This is a genomic window from Shimazuella sp. NTD248 (assembly GCF_059510395.1).
The window spans coordinates 320787-335984 of sequence record NZ_JCAJZT010000005.1 but is presented as its reverse complement, the minus strand read 5'-3'; the positions used below and the strand labels follow the sequence as shown (position 1 = coordinate 335984).

Here is a 15198-nt window from a genome sequence, read left to right as displayed (position 1 = left end):
TAGTTACTCATGTATTTAACAAGGAGGTTACATATTATGAAAAAACAAATCATCACGATAGCATTAGTAGGAGCTGTATCACTAGGAGGATTAATTCCATTTGCTGGTACTTCACATGCAGCAGCCCTAGACAAGCAGTCAGTGAAATCTGTTGAACTCAAACATCAAACTCCAACTCCAACATCAGTAATAAAACATAGAAAACACGTTCCAGTAATAAAGCACAAAAGACATGTTCCGGTAATAAAACACAAAAAACATGTTCCAGTAATAAAACATAGAAAACATCATGTACCAGTAATAAAACATAAAAAACATCATGTATTAGTAAAACATGCTCCAATCCTAACACATAAAAAGTAACTTCACAGCACCATTAAAAAGAAGTGAAATCAAAACAGTGCCGAGTCAATCAGCACTGTTTTTTTGTAGTTAAATGATATAAATAAATATAAAGAAAAACTTAAATTTTTAATAAGGGGTAGTGACAGGGTTCCTACCATAGACCGCAAAGTAGCATCATGATGTAAATGATTCTCCTAATTCGAAAGGTCTTCTTTAATGAGAAATCCATTAGAATCAAAAATAGTTATTCGGATTGGGGGAAAAACTTGATGAAGCGGAATTGGAGTCCAGATGAATTATTAGAACATTTTGGATTGGTTCCAGTTGAAAAACAACTCATTGGAAATAAAACGGGAGCAAGTCGATTAGGGTTTACGGTTTTACTGAAGTATTTTCAACACGAAGCTAAATTTCCCAATAAGAAACAAGGCATTCCTCCAGTAGTGATTGAGTTTATTGCAGAGCAATTAGATCTACCTCCAGACTTATTTGAGGAATATCGCTGGGGTGGTAGTGAGCGCAATTTTACCTATCACCGAAAGCAAATCAGAGAATTTTTTGGTTTTCGAGAAATTCAGGAAAAAGATAAGGGACGCTTAAAAACATGGTTAAAAGAACAAGTCCATTTTAGCCATGATACCAATGACTTAATAACAAAGGTCTATGGCCTTTTTCGGAAATGGAAGGTAGAACCACCTCAACCGATTACTTTGGAACGAATGATTCATTCCGCCATTGATACATTTGAAAAGACATTCTATCACACAACATACCAACAATTATCTGAAACCACCTGTTCACGGTTGGATGCTCTTCTTGAGTCCGCTATAGAGGAAGAAAACGAGGAATGGAAAGAAGAACAAAAGAAGGAAACCCTCACTTTTCGCTATCTATTGTCGTCTCCCAATAAACCGAGTGTAAACACGATGAAGGAAGAAATAAAAAAGCTGTTAGCGATTCGTCATCTTCAAATTCCTGATTCGCTATGCAAACAATTAACTCCGAAAATACTTAAGATTTATCGATTGCGTGCAGCTACTGAAACGGTAACGGAGCTTCGTGCCCATCCACCTTATATTCGTTATAGTTTGCTTGCCATTTTATTTTGGCATCGCTTAGCAGAAGTCACCGATCACTTGGCAGATTTAATCGATGAAGTTACTAGAAAACTTGGAAATAAGGCTGAAAACAAAATCAAAATCGAAGTGGTAAAAGATTTACAAAAAGTAGAAGGAAAGAACAAACACATCATTGATTTATTGGAAGCTGCTATTACCCATCCAGAAGGTGTGATCCAAGATACCTTATATCAAGTGGTAAATCCAGAAACCATTCGAAATATCATCCAAGAAATGAAACGAAACAAACGGGAATACCGAGAAAAAATTTACACCAAGATGCACACTTCCTATCAAGGGCATTACCGATCTTCTTTCTGTGACATGTTAAAACATCTGGATTTTCATTCGAATAATAAAAATCATCAGCCGGTAATTGAAGCGATTCAACTCATTCGAGACTATGAAGAAAGTGGACAACGCTATTTCGCTCTTTCGGATGAAGTACCAATTGAGGGAGTCATCCAACCGAAATGGAAAGAGATCCTTATTGAAACGGATAGTAAAGGAGAAGAACGCGTCAATCGAGTAAACTATGAGATTGCTGTTTTGCAATCGCTACGAAAGCGACTACGCTGCAAAGAAATTTGGATTGAAGGTGCAGATCGCTATCGGAACCCAGAAGAGGATCTTCCCCAAAATTTTGAAGAACACAAAGAAGAGCATTTTCAAGCCTTGAAAATCCCACTGGATGTCGAACTGTTCATCTCGAAAATAAAAGATTTGATGAAAGATAGCCTAAGTCTATTGAATCAAGGGTTCGAAGAGAAAAGCAATCTAAAAGTAGTGATTACTACGAAGAATAACAAAGGCTGGATAAAAGTCACTCCACTAGAGAAACAGGAGGAACCTCAGCACTTGGTGCAAATTAAAAATCACATCAAGAAACGCTGGTCTGATCTCAATTTGCTCGATATCTTAAAGGAAACGGACTTTCATACCCATTTTACCGAGCATTTTAAGTCTACCGCGGATCGACAGATTTTAGATCAAGAAACGATTCAACGACGATTGCTACTCTGTTTGTTTGGTCTAGGAACGAATACCGGTTTAAAGGCAGTTTCTGCTGGAAATGGTACCGATAGTTATCGGGAACTTCGCTATCTGCGGTATAAGTTTATCCATAAAGAACATTTGCGGAAAGCCAATGCAGAAGTGGTGAACCGAATTATCCTTTACCGATTGAAAGAAGTTTGGGGAGACGCTACTACTGCTTGTGCTTCTGACTCTACCGCATTTGTTGCTGTGGATCAAAATTTCTTAACTCAGTGGCATCCCCGTTATCGAAGACGCGGAGTTATGATCTATTGGCACGTAGATCGGAAGTCAGCTTGTGTTTATTCTCAACTAAAATCTTGTCTTTCTTCAGAAGTTGCTTCCATGATGGAAGGCGTTCTTCGCCATTGCACGGATATGGAAGTAAATAAAAATTATGTCGATACGCATGGTCAGAGTGTCGTTGCCTTTGCTTTTTCCCATTTGCTCGGTTTTAAACTGATGCCACGCTTCAAAAATATTGGTTCGCAAAAGCTGTATCGCCCTGAAACAGGAATGAATGAAGCATATCCTCACTTACAACCTGTATTAAGCAAACCAATTAACTGGGATCTCATCCGACAAGAGTATGAACAGATCGTCAAATATGCTACTGCTCTTCGTTTAGGAACTGCATCGGCAGAGGCTATTTTAAAGCGATTTACAAGGGATATCCAACATCCCACCTATCGGGCAATCTGTGAATTAGGCAAAGCCATTAAAACCATTTTCTTATGTGAATACCTACACTCGGAAGAAATTCGCAGAGAAATCCAGGAAGGCCTCAATACGGTGGAGAATTGGAACTCTGCTAATACCTTTATCTTCTACGGAAAAAATAGTGAAATGCGTTCGAATTCTTTGGAGGATCAAGAGGTGTCAGCATTGTCCCTTCAGTTGCTTCAAAATTGCTTAGTCTATATGAATACCTTGATGGTTCAAGAAGTTCTCTATGAAAACAATCAATACTGGTTGAAGAAAATGACACCAGAAGATTTTAGAGGATTATCTCCATTGTTTTATCATCATGTAAATCCATATGGAACTTTCAAGTTGAATATGGAAAAGCGAATACCAATTAAATTGAATGTCGCTTAAAATCATTTATTGGAGTCTTCAAAGTTAATATAGCATTTTATATAAATTACGCGGCGACTGGAAACGATTAGCAAAGGCTAATTGTTTCCAGTCGCCTTTCCCTTACTAGGGGATTGCGCAACTCATCTCAAAGAGGGGTATGGCACCGATTCGGGAAATGAGGGGCAACTATGGAAATAAAATACATTTTCATTTGCGAGTTTCCTTACAATTACCCTCATTATGTGTTCAGAAAGATATCGGTTTTGCAACACACAGGAGTTGGTTTTGATTTGTCCAGATAAGTGTAGACGATTCAGTAGCCTATCCACTTTTTTTGCTGGAAAGTCGCGCACCCCGCTTTCTCCTAAGAGACAGCGGGGTGCCGTTGGTGTGGGTGTCAGAGGCTCAGCGCGAGAGCGCTTCCTCCACCACCTCACTAAGAGGGGACCACTTCTTAATCAGGCCGTTCGCCTCCTCCGCAGAAGAGAGGAAGAGAAGGTTCTTCATCTCGTTGTCCGGGTCCTCCCGGCGGTCGAAGCGACGACGACACTCCCTCTTCGAGGGGGCGTCGTAGATCCCTACGAAGTTGATGCTCTTCTTGTCGCGCACGACGCCCATGATCTGCAGGTTGTTGGCCGGAAGCCCCGACTCCTCCGTGATCTCTCGCTCCGCGTGGGCAAAGAGGTCGGGGATGTCGAGGATTCCCGCGAAGGGGAACGCACCAGCCGTCTTGTGCTCGCCGGCGACGATCCACTTGGGGAGCCGGTTGGCAACCCACTTGGGGAGCCAACGCCAACGACGGACCCCGAAGGAGGCGATGTTGACGGTCTTGAACTGGATCTTGACCGCCAGTACGCCACCTCGAAGTTCAACGATGACCATCTCTTCGGGGAGCCGGTTGAGCTGGTCGAGCAGCTTCGAGTACTCCCTGCGGAACGTCTTGAAGTCCATTCCGAGGGAGGAGATGTCGATCTCCAGCTCCTTGCCTCGCGACGCACGCACGGCGAACGAGGTGTCCCAGAGGTGGACATTCTTCGCATCGTCACTGACGACGGCGGCGTAGACGCGACCGTTGCGACCTTCGGGGTTCGTCGACTGCCAGTCGGCGTCGATCTTCGCCTGCAACCACCCGGGCAGAAGGGAACTCACGACGTACTGGTTGGGTACGAATCCGTGCGGAAGGGTTTCGAACATGATGACTCCCTGAGTCTCAGGTGGGCTACAACCCATACCAACAATACTTAATATTCATGATAGCAAAAGAGGAGAGCATGTTTCAATTCAAATAAGTTTCTGGACTGGATTAAGTTATCAAAAAAATAAACATTTTCTAACGGTGGATGTATTCATTTTCCCTGTTCGATATTCAATGACCAGTTAAATAACCTTGTCTTTGTTACTGAACACACTAAACATTAACGGAAATTTGTAATTAATTTCCAAGTCGATCCCTCAATGTCCTAATCAGTGCCTTACCCCAAAGAGGTGAGCTCACCTTGCTGATGGTTGTAACGGAAGGTGTGAAGGTCACATTTTAGGACTGATTGCGGTACTAAATCGATTATAGATAAAAACGAAAGCACTTAAAATCTTATTACTTTATAAGAAATTTGCTATAATAGAAATACTGTCAGTAATACCTGCGAAGGAGCAATCATGCGTGATCTGAACCCGGCAGTCTTCCAGATCGACGGTCTGGAAGACAAGTTCTTCACCAAGCTCACCAAGGGTCAGTGGCGAGTTGCAGTGTCGCCCCCCACCGGCGAGGACTACGTGTTCTTCAAGACCATGCTCTCCAGCGAGGAGGAGTGGACGGACTTCCGCCGCCGCGCTGAGGCTGGTGAGTTCGAGGACAAGTTCCCGGGTCTCCAGTTCCACATCGACCCCCAGGAGTCGCACGACATCGTTGTCGCGATCCCGCAGGTCATGCGAGACGGAATGTGGACCTCCGTGGTCTACGTGTGTCTCCACATGTAACACCCGGCGGCTCACAATCGGCACCTAACTGTTCACAAAATATGTGATCAGTCAGGTGCCGACGTGTTTTTAAGCTCTTTATAAATATTGAAACATAATATAAATTATGTTTACTTAATGAGCAAAATCAGCTAGGATATAAGCTAGTAATGAAACATAATTGATGAAATGAGTGCACGAATTCGATGAAACATAATTTATCAGAAGATATTCTTTGCTTGTTCGAACAACATTTGACCTTGAATGGAAAATCTCCTAACACGATCTCCTCTTATCTATCTTCTGCGAAAGCATATATTCAGTGGTTCCAAGATCGATTCCAGAGGGTTCCACAGCAATTATTTGTGGAGAATGTAGCTGATTATAAAGTTTTTCTCCAGCAAAAAGGCATTGCTCCAAGTACGTTTAACTCTCACATGGCTGGTTTGCGGTCTTGGAATGAATATTTTATTCAAATGGGGGCGCAAGATCATTTGGTGATCCAGAAAGAGGATTGGAAGAAGGTTCAGCACGGATATGCATCACCAGCTGTACATAGTGAAGCCGATGTACAACGATTTATTCAGACGGTGTTAGAATCAAAAAACAAACGCGATTATGCTTTGGTGAATTTACTGGTTTATACCGGTCTACGGATCAGCGAGGCTCTTTCATTGGTAATCCATGATCTCTATTTGGAATCACAAGAGTTGCTAGTGAGAGATGGGAAGGGAAAGAAATCTCGAACCGTTTTTTTATCGGACAAGGTGGTTCGATTATTGAGAGGTTACCTAAAACAAGAAAGATCCAAGTATCGACTGACAGAAGCTAGCCCGTATGTATTCGTTAGTAACCGCAGCCAACGACTCTCAAGAATCACTGTTTTCAAGTCATTTAGCAAGTATAGCAAGTTAGCTGATATTCAACCTGCAATTTCTCCACACGATCTTCGACATTTCTTTTGTTCGAATGCATTAGAAAAAGGATTAAATGTACATGAAGTGGCATCCATCGCTGGACATAGTAACATCCATACCACTTTGCTTTATACCAATCCTAGTCGGAAAGCAATGCTGGATAAGTTAAACCAGCTCTAATATAAAATAGGCTGGTTATGATTATAACTCACAACGGGATAATTTATTATTTTAATAAATATTATTATACTTTGCGGTCTATGGTAGGAACCCTGTCACTGGGCCAATAAGAAAAAGAATCCCCTAAAGGATTCTTTTTCTTATTGACGATTCTGTTGCTCTTCCCACTCACTTCGTAATAAACCCATGACGATACGGTCATAGTTACTACCATCACGAAGTACAGCTGAACGCATTCTTCCTTCTATCTTAAAACCAACTTTTTCATAAGTTTTGATCGCTGCATCGTTATATTCAATAACATCGAGCCCAACACGATTCAAATTAAGTTCGTGGAAAGCATATCGCAACATAACTTTTATTGCATCTGTTCCAAGCCCTTTGCGGCGATATTTTGGATCTCCAATGCCAATTGCCAAAAGCCCTGATTGATTGTTCCATTCAATGGAGTGCAAGGCAACGAACCCGATGAGAACATCGTTTTCTATCGTTCGTATAGCAAATTGAAAACCACCCGGCATACGACTTTGTAAGCGGTCCGGGGTTTGTATCTCGTCTAGTGTTTTTGGATAGGCAATATCAGTATCCAATCTTCGGAGTGTATCTGCATCTTCATACCAATGAACCATTTCCATTGCATCATTTGCTTGAAAAGAAGTCAATCGCACTTGGCTGCCATGAAAAAGTGAAGTTAGCTTTAATGTCATTTCTTTATCCCTCTTTTTTTCTAAAAATTATCACCTCAGTTGTTGACGAAACGTTTATCCCAATCATTGGCGTTCATTCCTTTATGTAAGATATTATAATTTTAAATCGAAATTCTTTTTATTTCAATGAAAAACATAAAGAGAGCATGGATGTTTCATTTCAAGTCTTGTTTTGTTTGAAATGCAATTCTTTCATCAGCATCTTGAGAAATGAGAGTGAGCAGATCATCTAACTCAATTATTTGAATATTTAAAATAAAAATACCCTCCATAATTGCATGCCGTGATTTTTCCTTTTTCGCCAAAAGAATCAAAAATAGTTAGGCAAGTTTCAACAGACTTAGCAATATATATCTTTTATACTGCTTACGAAGGCCAAGGGAGAGAGGAGAGGGACTAGCTGGTTGTATATGCAGATGTCGTATTTGTTTTAAATGGTTGTATCGACTTTCTCTTACTGTGGCTGACTTCGGGCATACGGAAGGAGAGAACGACGGTACTTCGTTTGTTCTCTGCATCGATTATCGGTGGTCTGTATGCAACTCTTTACCTATGGCCAAATTTTACGCTGGCCTATACGCTTCCGGTTAAAATTTTGTCTTCTATCTTAATGATTTGGATCGTATTTGGCTATCGGAATCCGTTTGTATTTCTCCGAACTTTAGGAGTTTTCTACTTTATTTGTTTTGTGACAGGTGGAACAATGGTCGCACTGCATTATTTGCTTGTAGGGGACGCACAAGTAGCTGGGGGGATATTATTTACTGAGACAAAAGGATGGGGTTCTCCTGTCTCTTGGGTATTCATTATGATTGGCTTTCCGCTCGTTTGGCTTTATACCAAGTTTTCCTTCCAATCGATGAAAGAACGAGATCAGATTGAACAGTATATGACTGCTGTTCGCATCCAAATACAAGGGAAGAGTTTTGAGTGTACTGGATTAGTCGACACAGGAAATCAACTGAGGGACCCCATTTCACGGGCACCTGTCATGTTAGTAGAAATGAAGCAGTTGATCGAATTTGTTCCCGAAGAAGTACATCGGATGTTTCTTTCAAAAGATTGGGAGCAGAGTTGGAGTGAGATTCCGCCAGAGTGGATGGTTAAAATAAGAATTATCCCATATCGTGCAGCTAGAACTGATAGTAATATGATGATTGCTTTTAAACCAGATCAAGTAGAGATATGGAGAGACGACCAGTGGAATAATGTTGGAAAAATTCTCATAGGAATAGATGTCGGGCAATTATCTACTGATGGTTCCTATCAGGCGATTATTCATCCTTCCTGTTTATCTATTGTTAGTTAAGGAGGTAGTCATATTGTTAGTCAAATGGAGATTGTTTGCACAATTGTTCTGGTACCGTTTACTTATACACATGGGACTTCGCGGACGTGAAATTTACTATATTGGTGGAAGCGAAGCATTACCACCTCCATTATCGAGGGAAGAAGAAGAGCATCTACTTGTTCGGCTTCCAAGTGGGGATGCAGCCGTACGGGCAATGTTAATCGAGCGTAATTTGCGATTGGTTGTCTATATTGCTCGTAAGTTTGAAAATACTGGGATCAACATAGAAGATTTGGTTTCCATCGGAACGATTGGTCTTATCAAAGCCGTCAATACATTTGATCCCAGTAAAAAAATCAAACTAGCTACGTATGCGTCACGTTGCATAGAAAATGAAATTCTCATGTTTCTACGTCGTAATAATAAAATCCGTTCGGAAGTCTCATTCGATGAACCTCTAAACACGGATTGGGATGGCAATGAATTGTTGTTATCGGATATTTTGGGAACGGAAAATGATACGATCTATCGTGACATAGAGGATCAGGTCGACAAGAAAATTTTACGTTTGGCGCTCGATAGTTTAACGGAGCGAGAGCGGAAAATTATGGTTTTACGTTTTGGATTAAATGGTGGAGAAGAAAAAACACAAAAAGATGTTGCAGATATGTTGGGCATTTCACAATCTTATATTTCTCGACTAGAAAAAAGAATAATCAAACGATTGCGAAAAGAGTTCAATAAGATGGTCTAGGAAAACCTTTATATTTCTTTGTATTTTTTCTGATGACATAAGAGGATGACTACTAACACAAATTAGTTAATTTACATTTTATGTATTTGAATTATATTTTTCCCTCCGAAGGAGATACTTAACATGATTTCATCCTGAGGAGGGACTTTTTCTTGGCACGAAACAAAGTAGAAATTTGTGGAGTAGATACATCAAAATTACCAGTCCTAAAAAACCAGGAAATGAGAGAGCTGTTTCGCGAGTATCAGGCAGGGGATTTGGATTCTCGAGAAAAGCTAGTGAGTGGGAATCTCCGTTTGGTCCTAAGTGTTATTCAGCGATTCCATAACCGTGGGGAATGTGTAGACGATCTCTTTCAAGTAGGCTGTATAGGACTCATGAAAGCGATTGATAACTTTGATTTAGGTCAAAATGTTAAGTTTTCCACTTATGCAGTTCCGATGATCATTGGGGAAATCCGTCGTTATTTACGAGATAATAACCCTATTCGAGTATCACGCTCCTTGCGAGATATTGCCTATAAAGCACTCCAAATGAGGGACAACCTTACAAACAGACATTCTCGAGAACCCACGGTTCAGGAGATATCCAAAGCACTAGGTGTTCCCAAAGAAGATGTTGTATTTGCTCTAGATGCTATTCAAGATCCAGTTTCTTTGTTTGAACCCGTCTTTCAAGATGGAGGGGACCCAATCTATGTGATGGATCAAATTAGCGATGAGAAAGCAAAAGATATTCAATGGGTAGAAGAAATAGCTTTAAAAGAAGCGCTTGCCAGGTTAAATGACCGGGAAAAAATGATCTTATCTATGCGTTTTTTTGAAGGCAAGACTCAGATGGAAGTTGCAGATGAGATTGGTATTTCCCAAGCTCAAGTCTCTCGTTTAGAAAAAGCAGCTATTCATCAAATGCATCGCTATGTTACATAATATAAAAGAGGATTCAACTAATAGTTAGATAGGTAAAAAACAGCAAACCAGTGCGATTGCACTGGTTTTTAATTTGACTAATATAGGAAGAGACTTTATCTTCCATCAAAGCTCTGACTGAGGTCACTCAAGATGTTTTGTTTTTGCGATACAGCACTATTCCGATGATGAGAAGAACTAGACCTGCAACAATCATAAGAGGATAGCGGGTAGCTGTTTTAGGCAGTGCCCCACCATTCGATGCAGCGTCAGTAGCATCTTTAGCAGTTGTAGTTGGTTGTGTTTTTGTATCTGTATTTGAGTTACTAGGATTAGGTGTAGGATTGTTATCATTACCTGGTGTTTGAGTGGAATCGTTTTTCACTTCAAACTTTTTCGAGTAATCAAATTTGATCTGTTCATCGTAATCATGCATTTGGCCATTAAAAGAGAAGGTTACTTTATATGTTCCATCTTTGAAGTCGGAAAAAGCATGGGAAAATTCGAGTCCATCAACATCTTTTTTACTATACTTGCCAACTACTTTTCCCTGTTTATCTTGTACCTGTATCTTCCACTTTCCGTAAGCCTTATCAATATTGGTTACATTAATTTTAAATAGATCTTTTCCTTTGATCGAATTATCATAAGTGACTTTTAGTCCGAAGATTTTAAATTGATCTGTCAGATTCATCTCTTTCCCATCTACTTTACCCGAAAAACCCACCTTTACATCCAATTCTTCTCCAAATTTATATCCTTTTAAAGGGATATTCAGAGAGGTTCCATTGTGCTGCTTGGATTCTTGTTTGAGTCCATTGTAATAATAAGTCCAAATTCCTTTTACTTTTGTTCCATTTTCTATTGTTGCTCTTAATTGTTTTTTTTGTGTATTCTTATCACTAATTTTCAGCTCTACGTTATTATCATGTTTTTGCGCTTGCTGATCAGAATTTAAATTTTCTGTTACATTCTGATTGATGTTGTTATTATTCGTATTGGATTCAGCAAAAATAGTAGATGGAGCATTAGAAATTAAGAAAAAAATAAAAAGAAAAGTAATCAAAGGAATAGTAAATCTTTTCATGTAGTAACCTCCTGTATTCCTTCATCTAAATAGTTAAGTATAAGATTCTTTTTTTCCCTGTATTTCTACTATATGCGGAATAAAGCGATTGATCTATTGGTAAATCATACATTTTAATAGGAAGATTTGTAATTACAAAAAATTCGCACCAATAAAATCTATGATGGAATAACTTTATGGTTTATAGAGCTTCTCAATAGGAAGATCTTTTGTGTCTAGTGTTTGATAGGGATTTATTGAATTTTAAAAAATTATAGTATAAGAATTTTTTTTATTTCATTCCATCTGATCAGAAGAAGGGAAGAGTGTTTAACGAGAATGTAGCTTCATATATATAAATATTATATGGTTGACATTGGGGAGTTGCGGATATGATGAAGATATCAGAGTTACAGGCAAAAGATGTGGTCAATATTGCAGATGGGAAGAAATTAGGGCAGATTCAGGATTTGGAGCTTGATTTAAAACAAGGACTCATCAAGGCTATTGTTGTTCCGACAGAGCAGAAGTTGTTTAGCTGGTTATCAAGCGGGCAGGAAGTGGTCATCCCATGGAATCAAATAGTAAAGATTGGTTCGGATGTTATATTGGTACGTTTAGGTAACAGATACCAAGAAATGGATGCTTATACACAAAAATAACAAGATTCCTTAATAGGAATCACTTTTTTGTTTTGGTGTAGTCTCTTTTGAAATGTTAAGATAAGACATAGGAGGCTATCTGCATGGAACCATTTGTATTATATAGTAAAAATCATCCCTATTTGCATTTAGCGCAATGGGAATCAACCTTTCCACATTTGGTTGCTGGTATGAGTACACGTACCGAGCAGAATCGCAATTATGCATTACATGTCGGAAATTATCCCGAACAAGTAATCACCAATCGGCAATACTTGGCAAAGTCTTTATCTTTTCCTTTTGAAAGTTGGACTTGTGGAGAACAAGTTCATCAAGATCATATTGAATTGGTTATGAGTGCCGATCGCGGAAAAGGAAGAGAAACACGAGATTCTGCGTTCGCATGCACAGATGGACTTATCACGGATGAGTCTGATATATTGTTAGCCTCATTTTATGCAGATTGTGTACCTCTTCTCTTTTATAGCCCTGATCTGGATATGATTGGGGTCGCTCACGCAGGATGGAAAGGTACTGCGGCCAACATTGGTGTGAGCATGATAGAAAAATTTCTCAAGTTAGGAGCGGATAAAAACCAAATTTTGGTAGCGGTTGGTCCATCTATTGGCAGTTGTTGTTATGAAGTAGATGACCGTGTGATGGAACCGCTTTATCAGTTGTTGCCAAAAGCATTTGATGAGTCTATATTTATACCTACAACACGAGGACATTATCGACTGGACCTAAAGAAAGCAAATCAACATTTGCTTTTATCCACAAGACTAGCCAATGATCAGATTTTGGTAAGTAATCGCTGTACCCAATGTGAAGACACTCTGTTTTTTTCTCATCGAAGAGAGGCGACGAACGCAGGGAGAATGGTTGCTTTTATTGGGAAAAGAAGGAGTAAGGAATGATAGTTATGGAACATTTTTCAAAAAGGATTGCGGAAATTAGGCATCGTGTTGATAAAGCATGTGAACGTGCTGGCCGTAGTCCTGATGAAGTAAATATAGTAGCAGTTACCAAATATGTCGATACAGAAATAACCAATCAAGTGATGAATGCTGGATGTTTGCATATTGGTGAAAGTCGTGTGCAACAAGCTGTGCCAAAATGGAAGCAGCTGGGAGACAGAGGAACCTGGCATTTCATCGGTCATCTTCAGAGGAACAAAGCAAAGGATATTATTGGACGTTTTGAATATTTACATGCATTAGAAAGTTTACAGCTGGCAGCTGAGTTAGATAAAAAATGTGCTTCAAATCACAAAAAGATAAAATGCTTTATTCAAGTGAATGTATCTGGAGAGAAAACAAAATTTGGAATTTCTCCTGTCGAATTAAATGATTTTGCAAGGTCAATGGCGAATTTTTCACATATTGAGCTTGCGGGCCTGATGACAATGGCACCAAATACTCCCGATCGAGAAGAAGTGCGACCCGTTTTTCGGGAGTTAAGACACTTGCAAAAAGAGTTACAGCGCCAGCAATTTGCTGTTCCACATTTATCGATGGGCATGTCGCAAGATTTTGAGGTAGCTATCGAAGAAGGAGCTACTTTTGTGCGATTAGGTTCTATTCTAGTGGGGACAAGCTCTTAGACGCCCGGTAGGGAGGAGAGGATTGTGACAATTATGGGAAGATTTATGAATTTTTTCGGAATGAATGATGATGAAGAGCAGTTCGATGAGATGGATCTAGATAGAGAGCCAAACAATAATGCAAAAGGGAAAAGTAATATTGTGTCTTTACATACACAAAAAAATATTCGTTTGATATTGATTGAGCCACGTGTATTTGAAGAGACACAAGAGATTGCGGATAATTTAAAAAGTCATCGTCCAGTTGTAGTAAATTTACATCGAGTCAGACGTGATCAGGCAAAACGTGTAATCGATTTTTTAAGCGGTACTGTTTATGCACTGGGTGGTTCGATCCAGAGGGTAGGGGATCATATTTTCATTTGCACCCCTGCGAATGTAGATGTACAGGGCACGATTACGGAGATCATGAACGACGAAACTTTTTAAAATTCTTAGTTGAGGTGACTTTAAGCCATGATTTTACTCGATTATGTACCTACTATTATTAAATGGGCTTTTAACATCTTTGAGATTCTACTCATTATATACATCCTTATGTCTTGGGTCCCTCAAGCTAAAGATTCCCCGATTGGCATCGTAATCGGCAATATAGTAGAGCCATATCTCAATATATTTCGCCGTTTCATCCCGCCAATTGGTATGATTGATTTTTCTCCAATTGTTGCAATTTTTGCCCTTAAATTTGTACAGATTGGACTACTGACCGTCTGGTTTTGGATTGTTTCTCTCATATAGGAGTCTGGGCTATGGATGATCATCAACTTTTTACTCATTTTCGCAAAGAGGAACATGCTTTTGTTGAACGGGGACTTGATTGGATATACCAAGCATCTAGGAAGCACAAAGAAGTACTAACTTCATTTTTAGATCCAAGAGAACAATATATTTTATCTACACTGGTCAATCGAGAGAATCAAGATATCCGCATGGAAAAAGATGGTGGATATACAAACGCAGAAAGATGCCGCATATGTATATTTCCTGAATATCTCTTTCCGGATGCAGATGCTTTTTCTCTTGTTTATTTAAGTTTTGATAGCGAATTTTCATTGGAGCATAGAGAAGTTCTCGGCTCTCTACTTGGACTTGGTATTCAGCGTTATATGCTGGGAGATATTTTACCTAAATTAAATGGTGCAGATGTCATAATAGCAAAAGAAATGAAAGATTATGTGATGGGTACCTTGACAAAAGTGGGGAGAAAGGGGATTATCATTTCGGAGATTGCTCGTGATCAACTTTGGACAGAGCAACAACAAGGAATGGAGCAACAAGCTGTTGTCTCCTCTTTACGCTTAGATACCATCATTGCAGCTGTTTGTCGAATTTCCCGTTCTAAATCTGTTGATTTAGTTCGATTAGGTAAGTGCAAGGTAAATTGGCAAACGATCGATCAAGCTGGTTATATTGTTACAACGGGGGATGTTATTTCCGTTAGAGGTTATGGTAGAATTCGACTGAACGAAGTGCGAGAAGCGACAAAAAAAGGGAGGCTTCCTATACGATTTTTACGCAATCTCTAGCTGTTTCCAGTTATTTCTACATAGCTAGGTGGTAAATAAGCAGGATATCTGTTAATATTGTCGAATAGGGA

At 39.5% G+C, this 15198-nt stretch carries 16 protein-coding genes; 13 read left to right on the top strand and 3 right to left on the bottom strand.

Going from position 1 to position 15198, the window contains the following annotated elements; genetic code table 11:
* Window positions 1-36: 36 nt before the first annotated feature.
* Window positions 37-363: a hypothetical protein gene (locus AC5WOE_RS13880; protein ID WP_496049159.1), complete on the top strand. Its 327-nt coding sequence runs from the start codon at window positions 37-39 to the stop codon at window positions 361-363.
* A gap of 251 nt (window positions 364-614) precedes the next feature.
* The gene (locus AC5WOE_RS13875; RefSeq protein WP_496052824.1) at window positions 615-3596 is read left to right on the top strand and encodes a Tn3 family transposase; all 2982 of its coding nucleotides are present in this window, start codon (window positions 615-617) and stop codon (window positions 3594-3596) included.
* A gap of 387 nt (window positions 3597-3983) precedes the next feature.
* Here AC5WOE_RS13875 and AC5WOE_RS13870 read toward each other — a convergent pair whose 3' ends face one another.
* Window positions 3984-4772: a hypothetical protein gene (locus AC5WOE_RS13870; protein ID WP_496052823.1), complete on the bottom strand. Its 789-nt coding sequence runs from the start codon at window positions 4770-4772 to the stop codon at window positions 3984-3986.
* Between the two features lie 462 nt (window positions 4773-5234).
* Here AC5WOE_RS13870 and AC5WOE_RS13865 point away from each other — a divergent pair, with 462 nt between their 5' ends.
* Together AC5WOE_RS13865 and AC5WOE_RS13860 are read left to right on the top strand one after the other, a co-directional pair.
* Window positions 5235-5555 (top strand): hypothetical protein, encoded by a 321-nt coding sequence (locus AC5WOE_RS13865; RefSeq protein WP_496052822.1) that lies wholly within the window; start codon window positions 5235-5237, stop codon window positions 5553-5555.
* A 185-nt stretch (window positions 5556-5740) separates the two neighbouring features.
* Window positions 5741-6631 (top strand): tyrosine-type recombinase/integrase, encoded by an 891-nt coding sequence (locus AC5WOE_RS13860; protein ID WP_496052821.1) that lies wholly within the window; start codon window positions 5741-5743, stop codon window positions 6629-6631.
* A gap of 140 nt (window positions 6632-6771) precedes the next feature.
* On the opposite strand, the gene AC5WOE_RS13855 is transcribed toward AC5WOE_RS13860, so the two are convergent.
* On the bottom strand, window positions 6772-7338 hold the full coding sequence (locus tag AC5WOE_RS13855) for a GNAT family N-acetyltransferase (protein ID WP_496049158.1): 567 nt from the start codon (window positions 7336-7338) through the stop codon (window positions 6772-6774).
* A 400-nt stretch (window positions 7339-7738) separates the two neighbouring features.
* Between AC5WOE_RS13855 and spoIIGA the strand changes: the two genes are divergently transcribed.
* From spoIIGA to sigG, 3 genes are all read left to right on the top strand, one after another.
* A complete protein-coding gene (gene spoIIGA / locus AC5WOE_RS13850) occupies window positions 7739-8647 on the top strand; it encodes a sigma-E processing peptidase SpoIIGA (protein ID WP_496049437.1) in 909 nt (302 codons plus the stop codon).
* A gap of 13 nt (window positions 8648-8660) precedes the next feature.
* Complete coding sequence (gene sigE / locus AC5WOE_RS13845; protein ID WP_496049157.1) at window positions 8661-9383, top strand: RNA polymerase sporulation sigma factor SigE; 723 nt, start codon at window positions 8661-8663, stop codon at window positions 9381-9383.
* A 152-nt stretch (window positions 9384-9535) separates the two neighbouring features.
* On the top strand, window positions 9536-10312 hold the full coding sequence (sigG, locus tag AC5WOE_RS13840) for an RNA polymerase sporulation sigma factor SigG (protein WP_240874880.1): 777 nt from the start codon (window positions 9536-9538) through the stop codon (window positions 10310-10312).
* A gap of 127 nt (window positions 10313-10439) precedes the next feature.
* Here sigG and AC5WOE_RS13835 read toward each other — a convergent pair whose 3' ends face one another.
* The gene (locus tag AC5WOE_RS13835; RefSeq protein ID WP_496052820.1) at window positions 10440-11378 is read right to left on the bottom strand and encodes an LPXTG cell wall anchor domain-containing protein; all 939 of its coding nucleotides are present in this window, start codon (window positions 11376-11378) and stop codon (window positions 10440-10442) included.
* A gap of 371 nt (window positions 11379-11749) precedes the next feature.
* On the opposite strand from AC5WOE_RS13835, the gene AC5WOE_RS13830 reads away from it, so the two are divergent.
* From AC5WOE_RS13830 to AC5WOE_RS13805, 6 genes are all read left to right on the top strand, one after another.
* Window positions 11750-12019, top strand: a complete 270-nt coding sequence (locus tag AC5WOE_RS13830; protein WP_240874882.1) for a YlmC/YmxH family sporulation protein — start codon at window positions 11750-11752, stop codon at window positions 12017-12019.
* A gap of 83 nt (window positions 12020-12102) precedes the next feature.
* A complete protein-coding gene (gene pgeF, locus AC5WOE_RS13825; RefSeq protein ID WP_496052819.1) occupies window positions 12103-12915 on the top strand; it encodes a peptidoglycan editing factor PgeF in 813 nt (270 codons plus the stop codon).
* Window positions 12912-13601, top strand: coding sequence for a YggS family pyridoxal phosphate-dependent enzyme (locus AC5WOE_RS13820; RefSeq protein WP_496052818.1), 690 nt, complete (start codon window positions 12912-12914; stop codon window positions 13599-13601). The genes pgeF and AC5WOE_RS13820 overlap by 4 nt, the downstream gene beginning before the upstream one ends.
* A gap of 24 nt (window positions 13602-13625) precedes the next feature.
* Window positions 13626-14030 carry a cell division protein SepF gene (locus tag AC5WOE_RS13815; RefSeq protein ID WP_496049153.1) on the top strand — a complete coding sequence of 135 codons (405 nt, stop codon included), beginning with the start codon at window positions 13626-13628 and terminating at the stop codon, window positions 14028-14030.
* A 27-nt stretch (window positions 14031-14057) separates the two neighbouring features.
* Window positions 14058-14339 carry a YggT family protein gene (locus tag AC5WOE_RS13810; protein WP_496049152.1) on the top strand — a complete coding sequence of 94 codons (282 nt, stop codon included), beginning with the start codon at window positions 14058-14060 and terminating at the stop codon, window positions 14337-14339.
* Window positions 14340-14350: 11 nt separating this feature from the next.
* Window positions 14351-15127 carry a YlmH family RNA-binding protein gene (locus AC5WOE_RS13805; RefSeq protein ID WP_496052817.1) on the top strand — a complete coding sequence of 259 codons (777 nt, stop codon included), beginning with the start codon at window positions 14351-14353 and terminating at the stop codon, window positions 15125-15127.
* Window positions 15128-15198: the final 71 nt, after the last annotated feature.

What these genes read in the sequence shown, in the direction of transcription:
- AC5WOE_RS13860 (WP_496052821.1), top strand. Translation starts at nt 5,741, where the DNA reads ATGAAACATAATTTATCAGAAGATATTCTTTGCTTGTTCGAACAACAT.
- AC5WOE_RS13835 (WP_496052820.1), bottom strand. Translation starts at nt 11,378, where the DNA reads ATGAAAAGATTTACTATTCCTTTGATTACTTTTCTTTTTATTTTTTTC.
- AC5WOE_RS13855 (WP_496049158.1), bottom strand. Translation starts at nt 7,338, where the DNA reads ATGACATTAAAGCTAACTTCACTTTTTCATGGCAGCCAAGTGCGATTG.
- AC5WOE_RS13880 (WP_496049159.1), top strand. Translation starts at nt 37, where the DNA reads ATGAAAAAACAAATCATCACGATAGCATTAGTAGGAGCTGTATCACTA.
- AC5WOE_RS13865 (WP_496052822.1), top strand. Translation starts at nt 5,235, where the DNA reads ATGCGTGATCTGAACCCGGCAGTCTTCCAGATCGACGGTCTGGAAGAC.
- AC5WOE_RS13805 (WP_496052817.1), top strand. Translation starts at nt 14,351, where the DNA reads ATGGATGATCATCAACTTTTTACTCATTTTCGCAAAGAGGAACATGCT.
- AC5WOE_RS13810 (WP_496049152.1), top strand. Translation starts at nt 14,058, where the DNA reads ATGATTTTACTCGATTATGTACCTACTATTATTAAATGGGCTTTTAAC.
- pgeF (WP_496052819.1), top strand. Translation starts at nt 12,103, where the DNA reads ATGGAACCATTTGTATTATATAGTAAAAATCATCCCTATTTGCATTTA.
- AC5WOE_RS13820 (WP_496052818.1), top strand. Translation starts at nt 12,912, where the DNA reads ATGATAGTTATGGAACATTTTTCAAAAAGGATTGCGGAAATTAGGCAT.
- AC5WOE_RS13830 (WP_240874882.1), top strand. Translation starts at nt 11,750, where the DNA reads ATGATGAAGATATCAGAGTTACAGGCAAAAGATGTGGTCAATATTGCA.
- AC5WOE_RS13875 (WP_496052824.1), top strand. Translation starts at nt 615, where the DNA reads ATGAAGCGGAATTGGAGTCCAGATGAATTATTAGAACATTTTGGATTG.
- AC5WOE_RS13870 (WP_496052823.1), bottom strand. Translation starts at nt 4,772, where the DNA reads ATGTTCGAAACCCTTCCGCACGGATTCGTACCCAACCAGTACGTCGTG.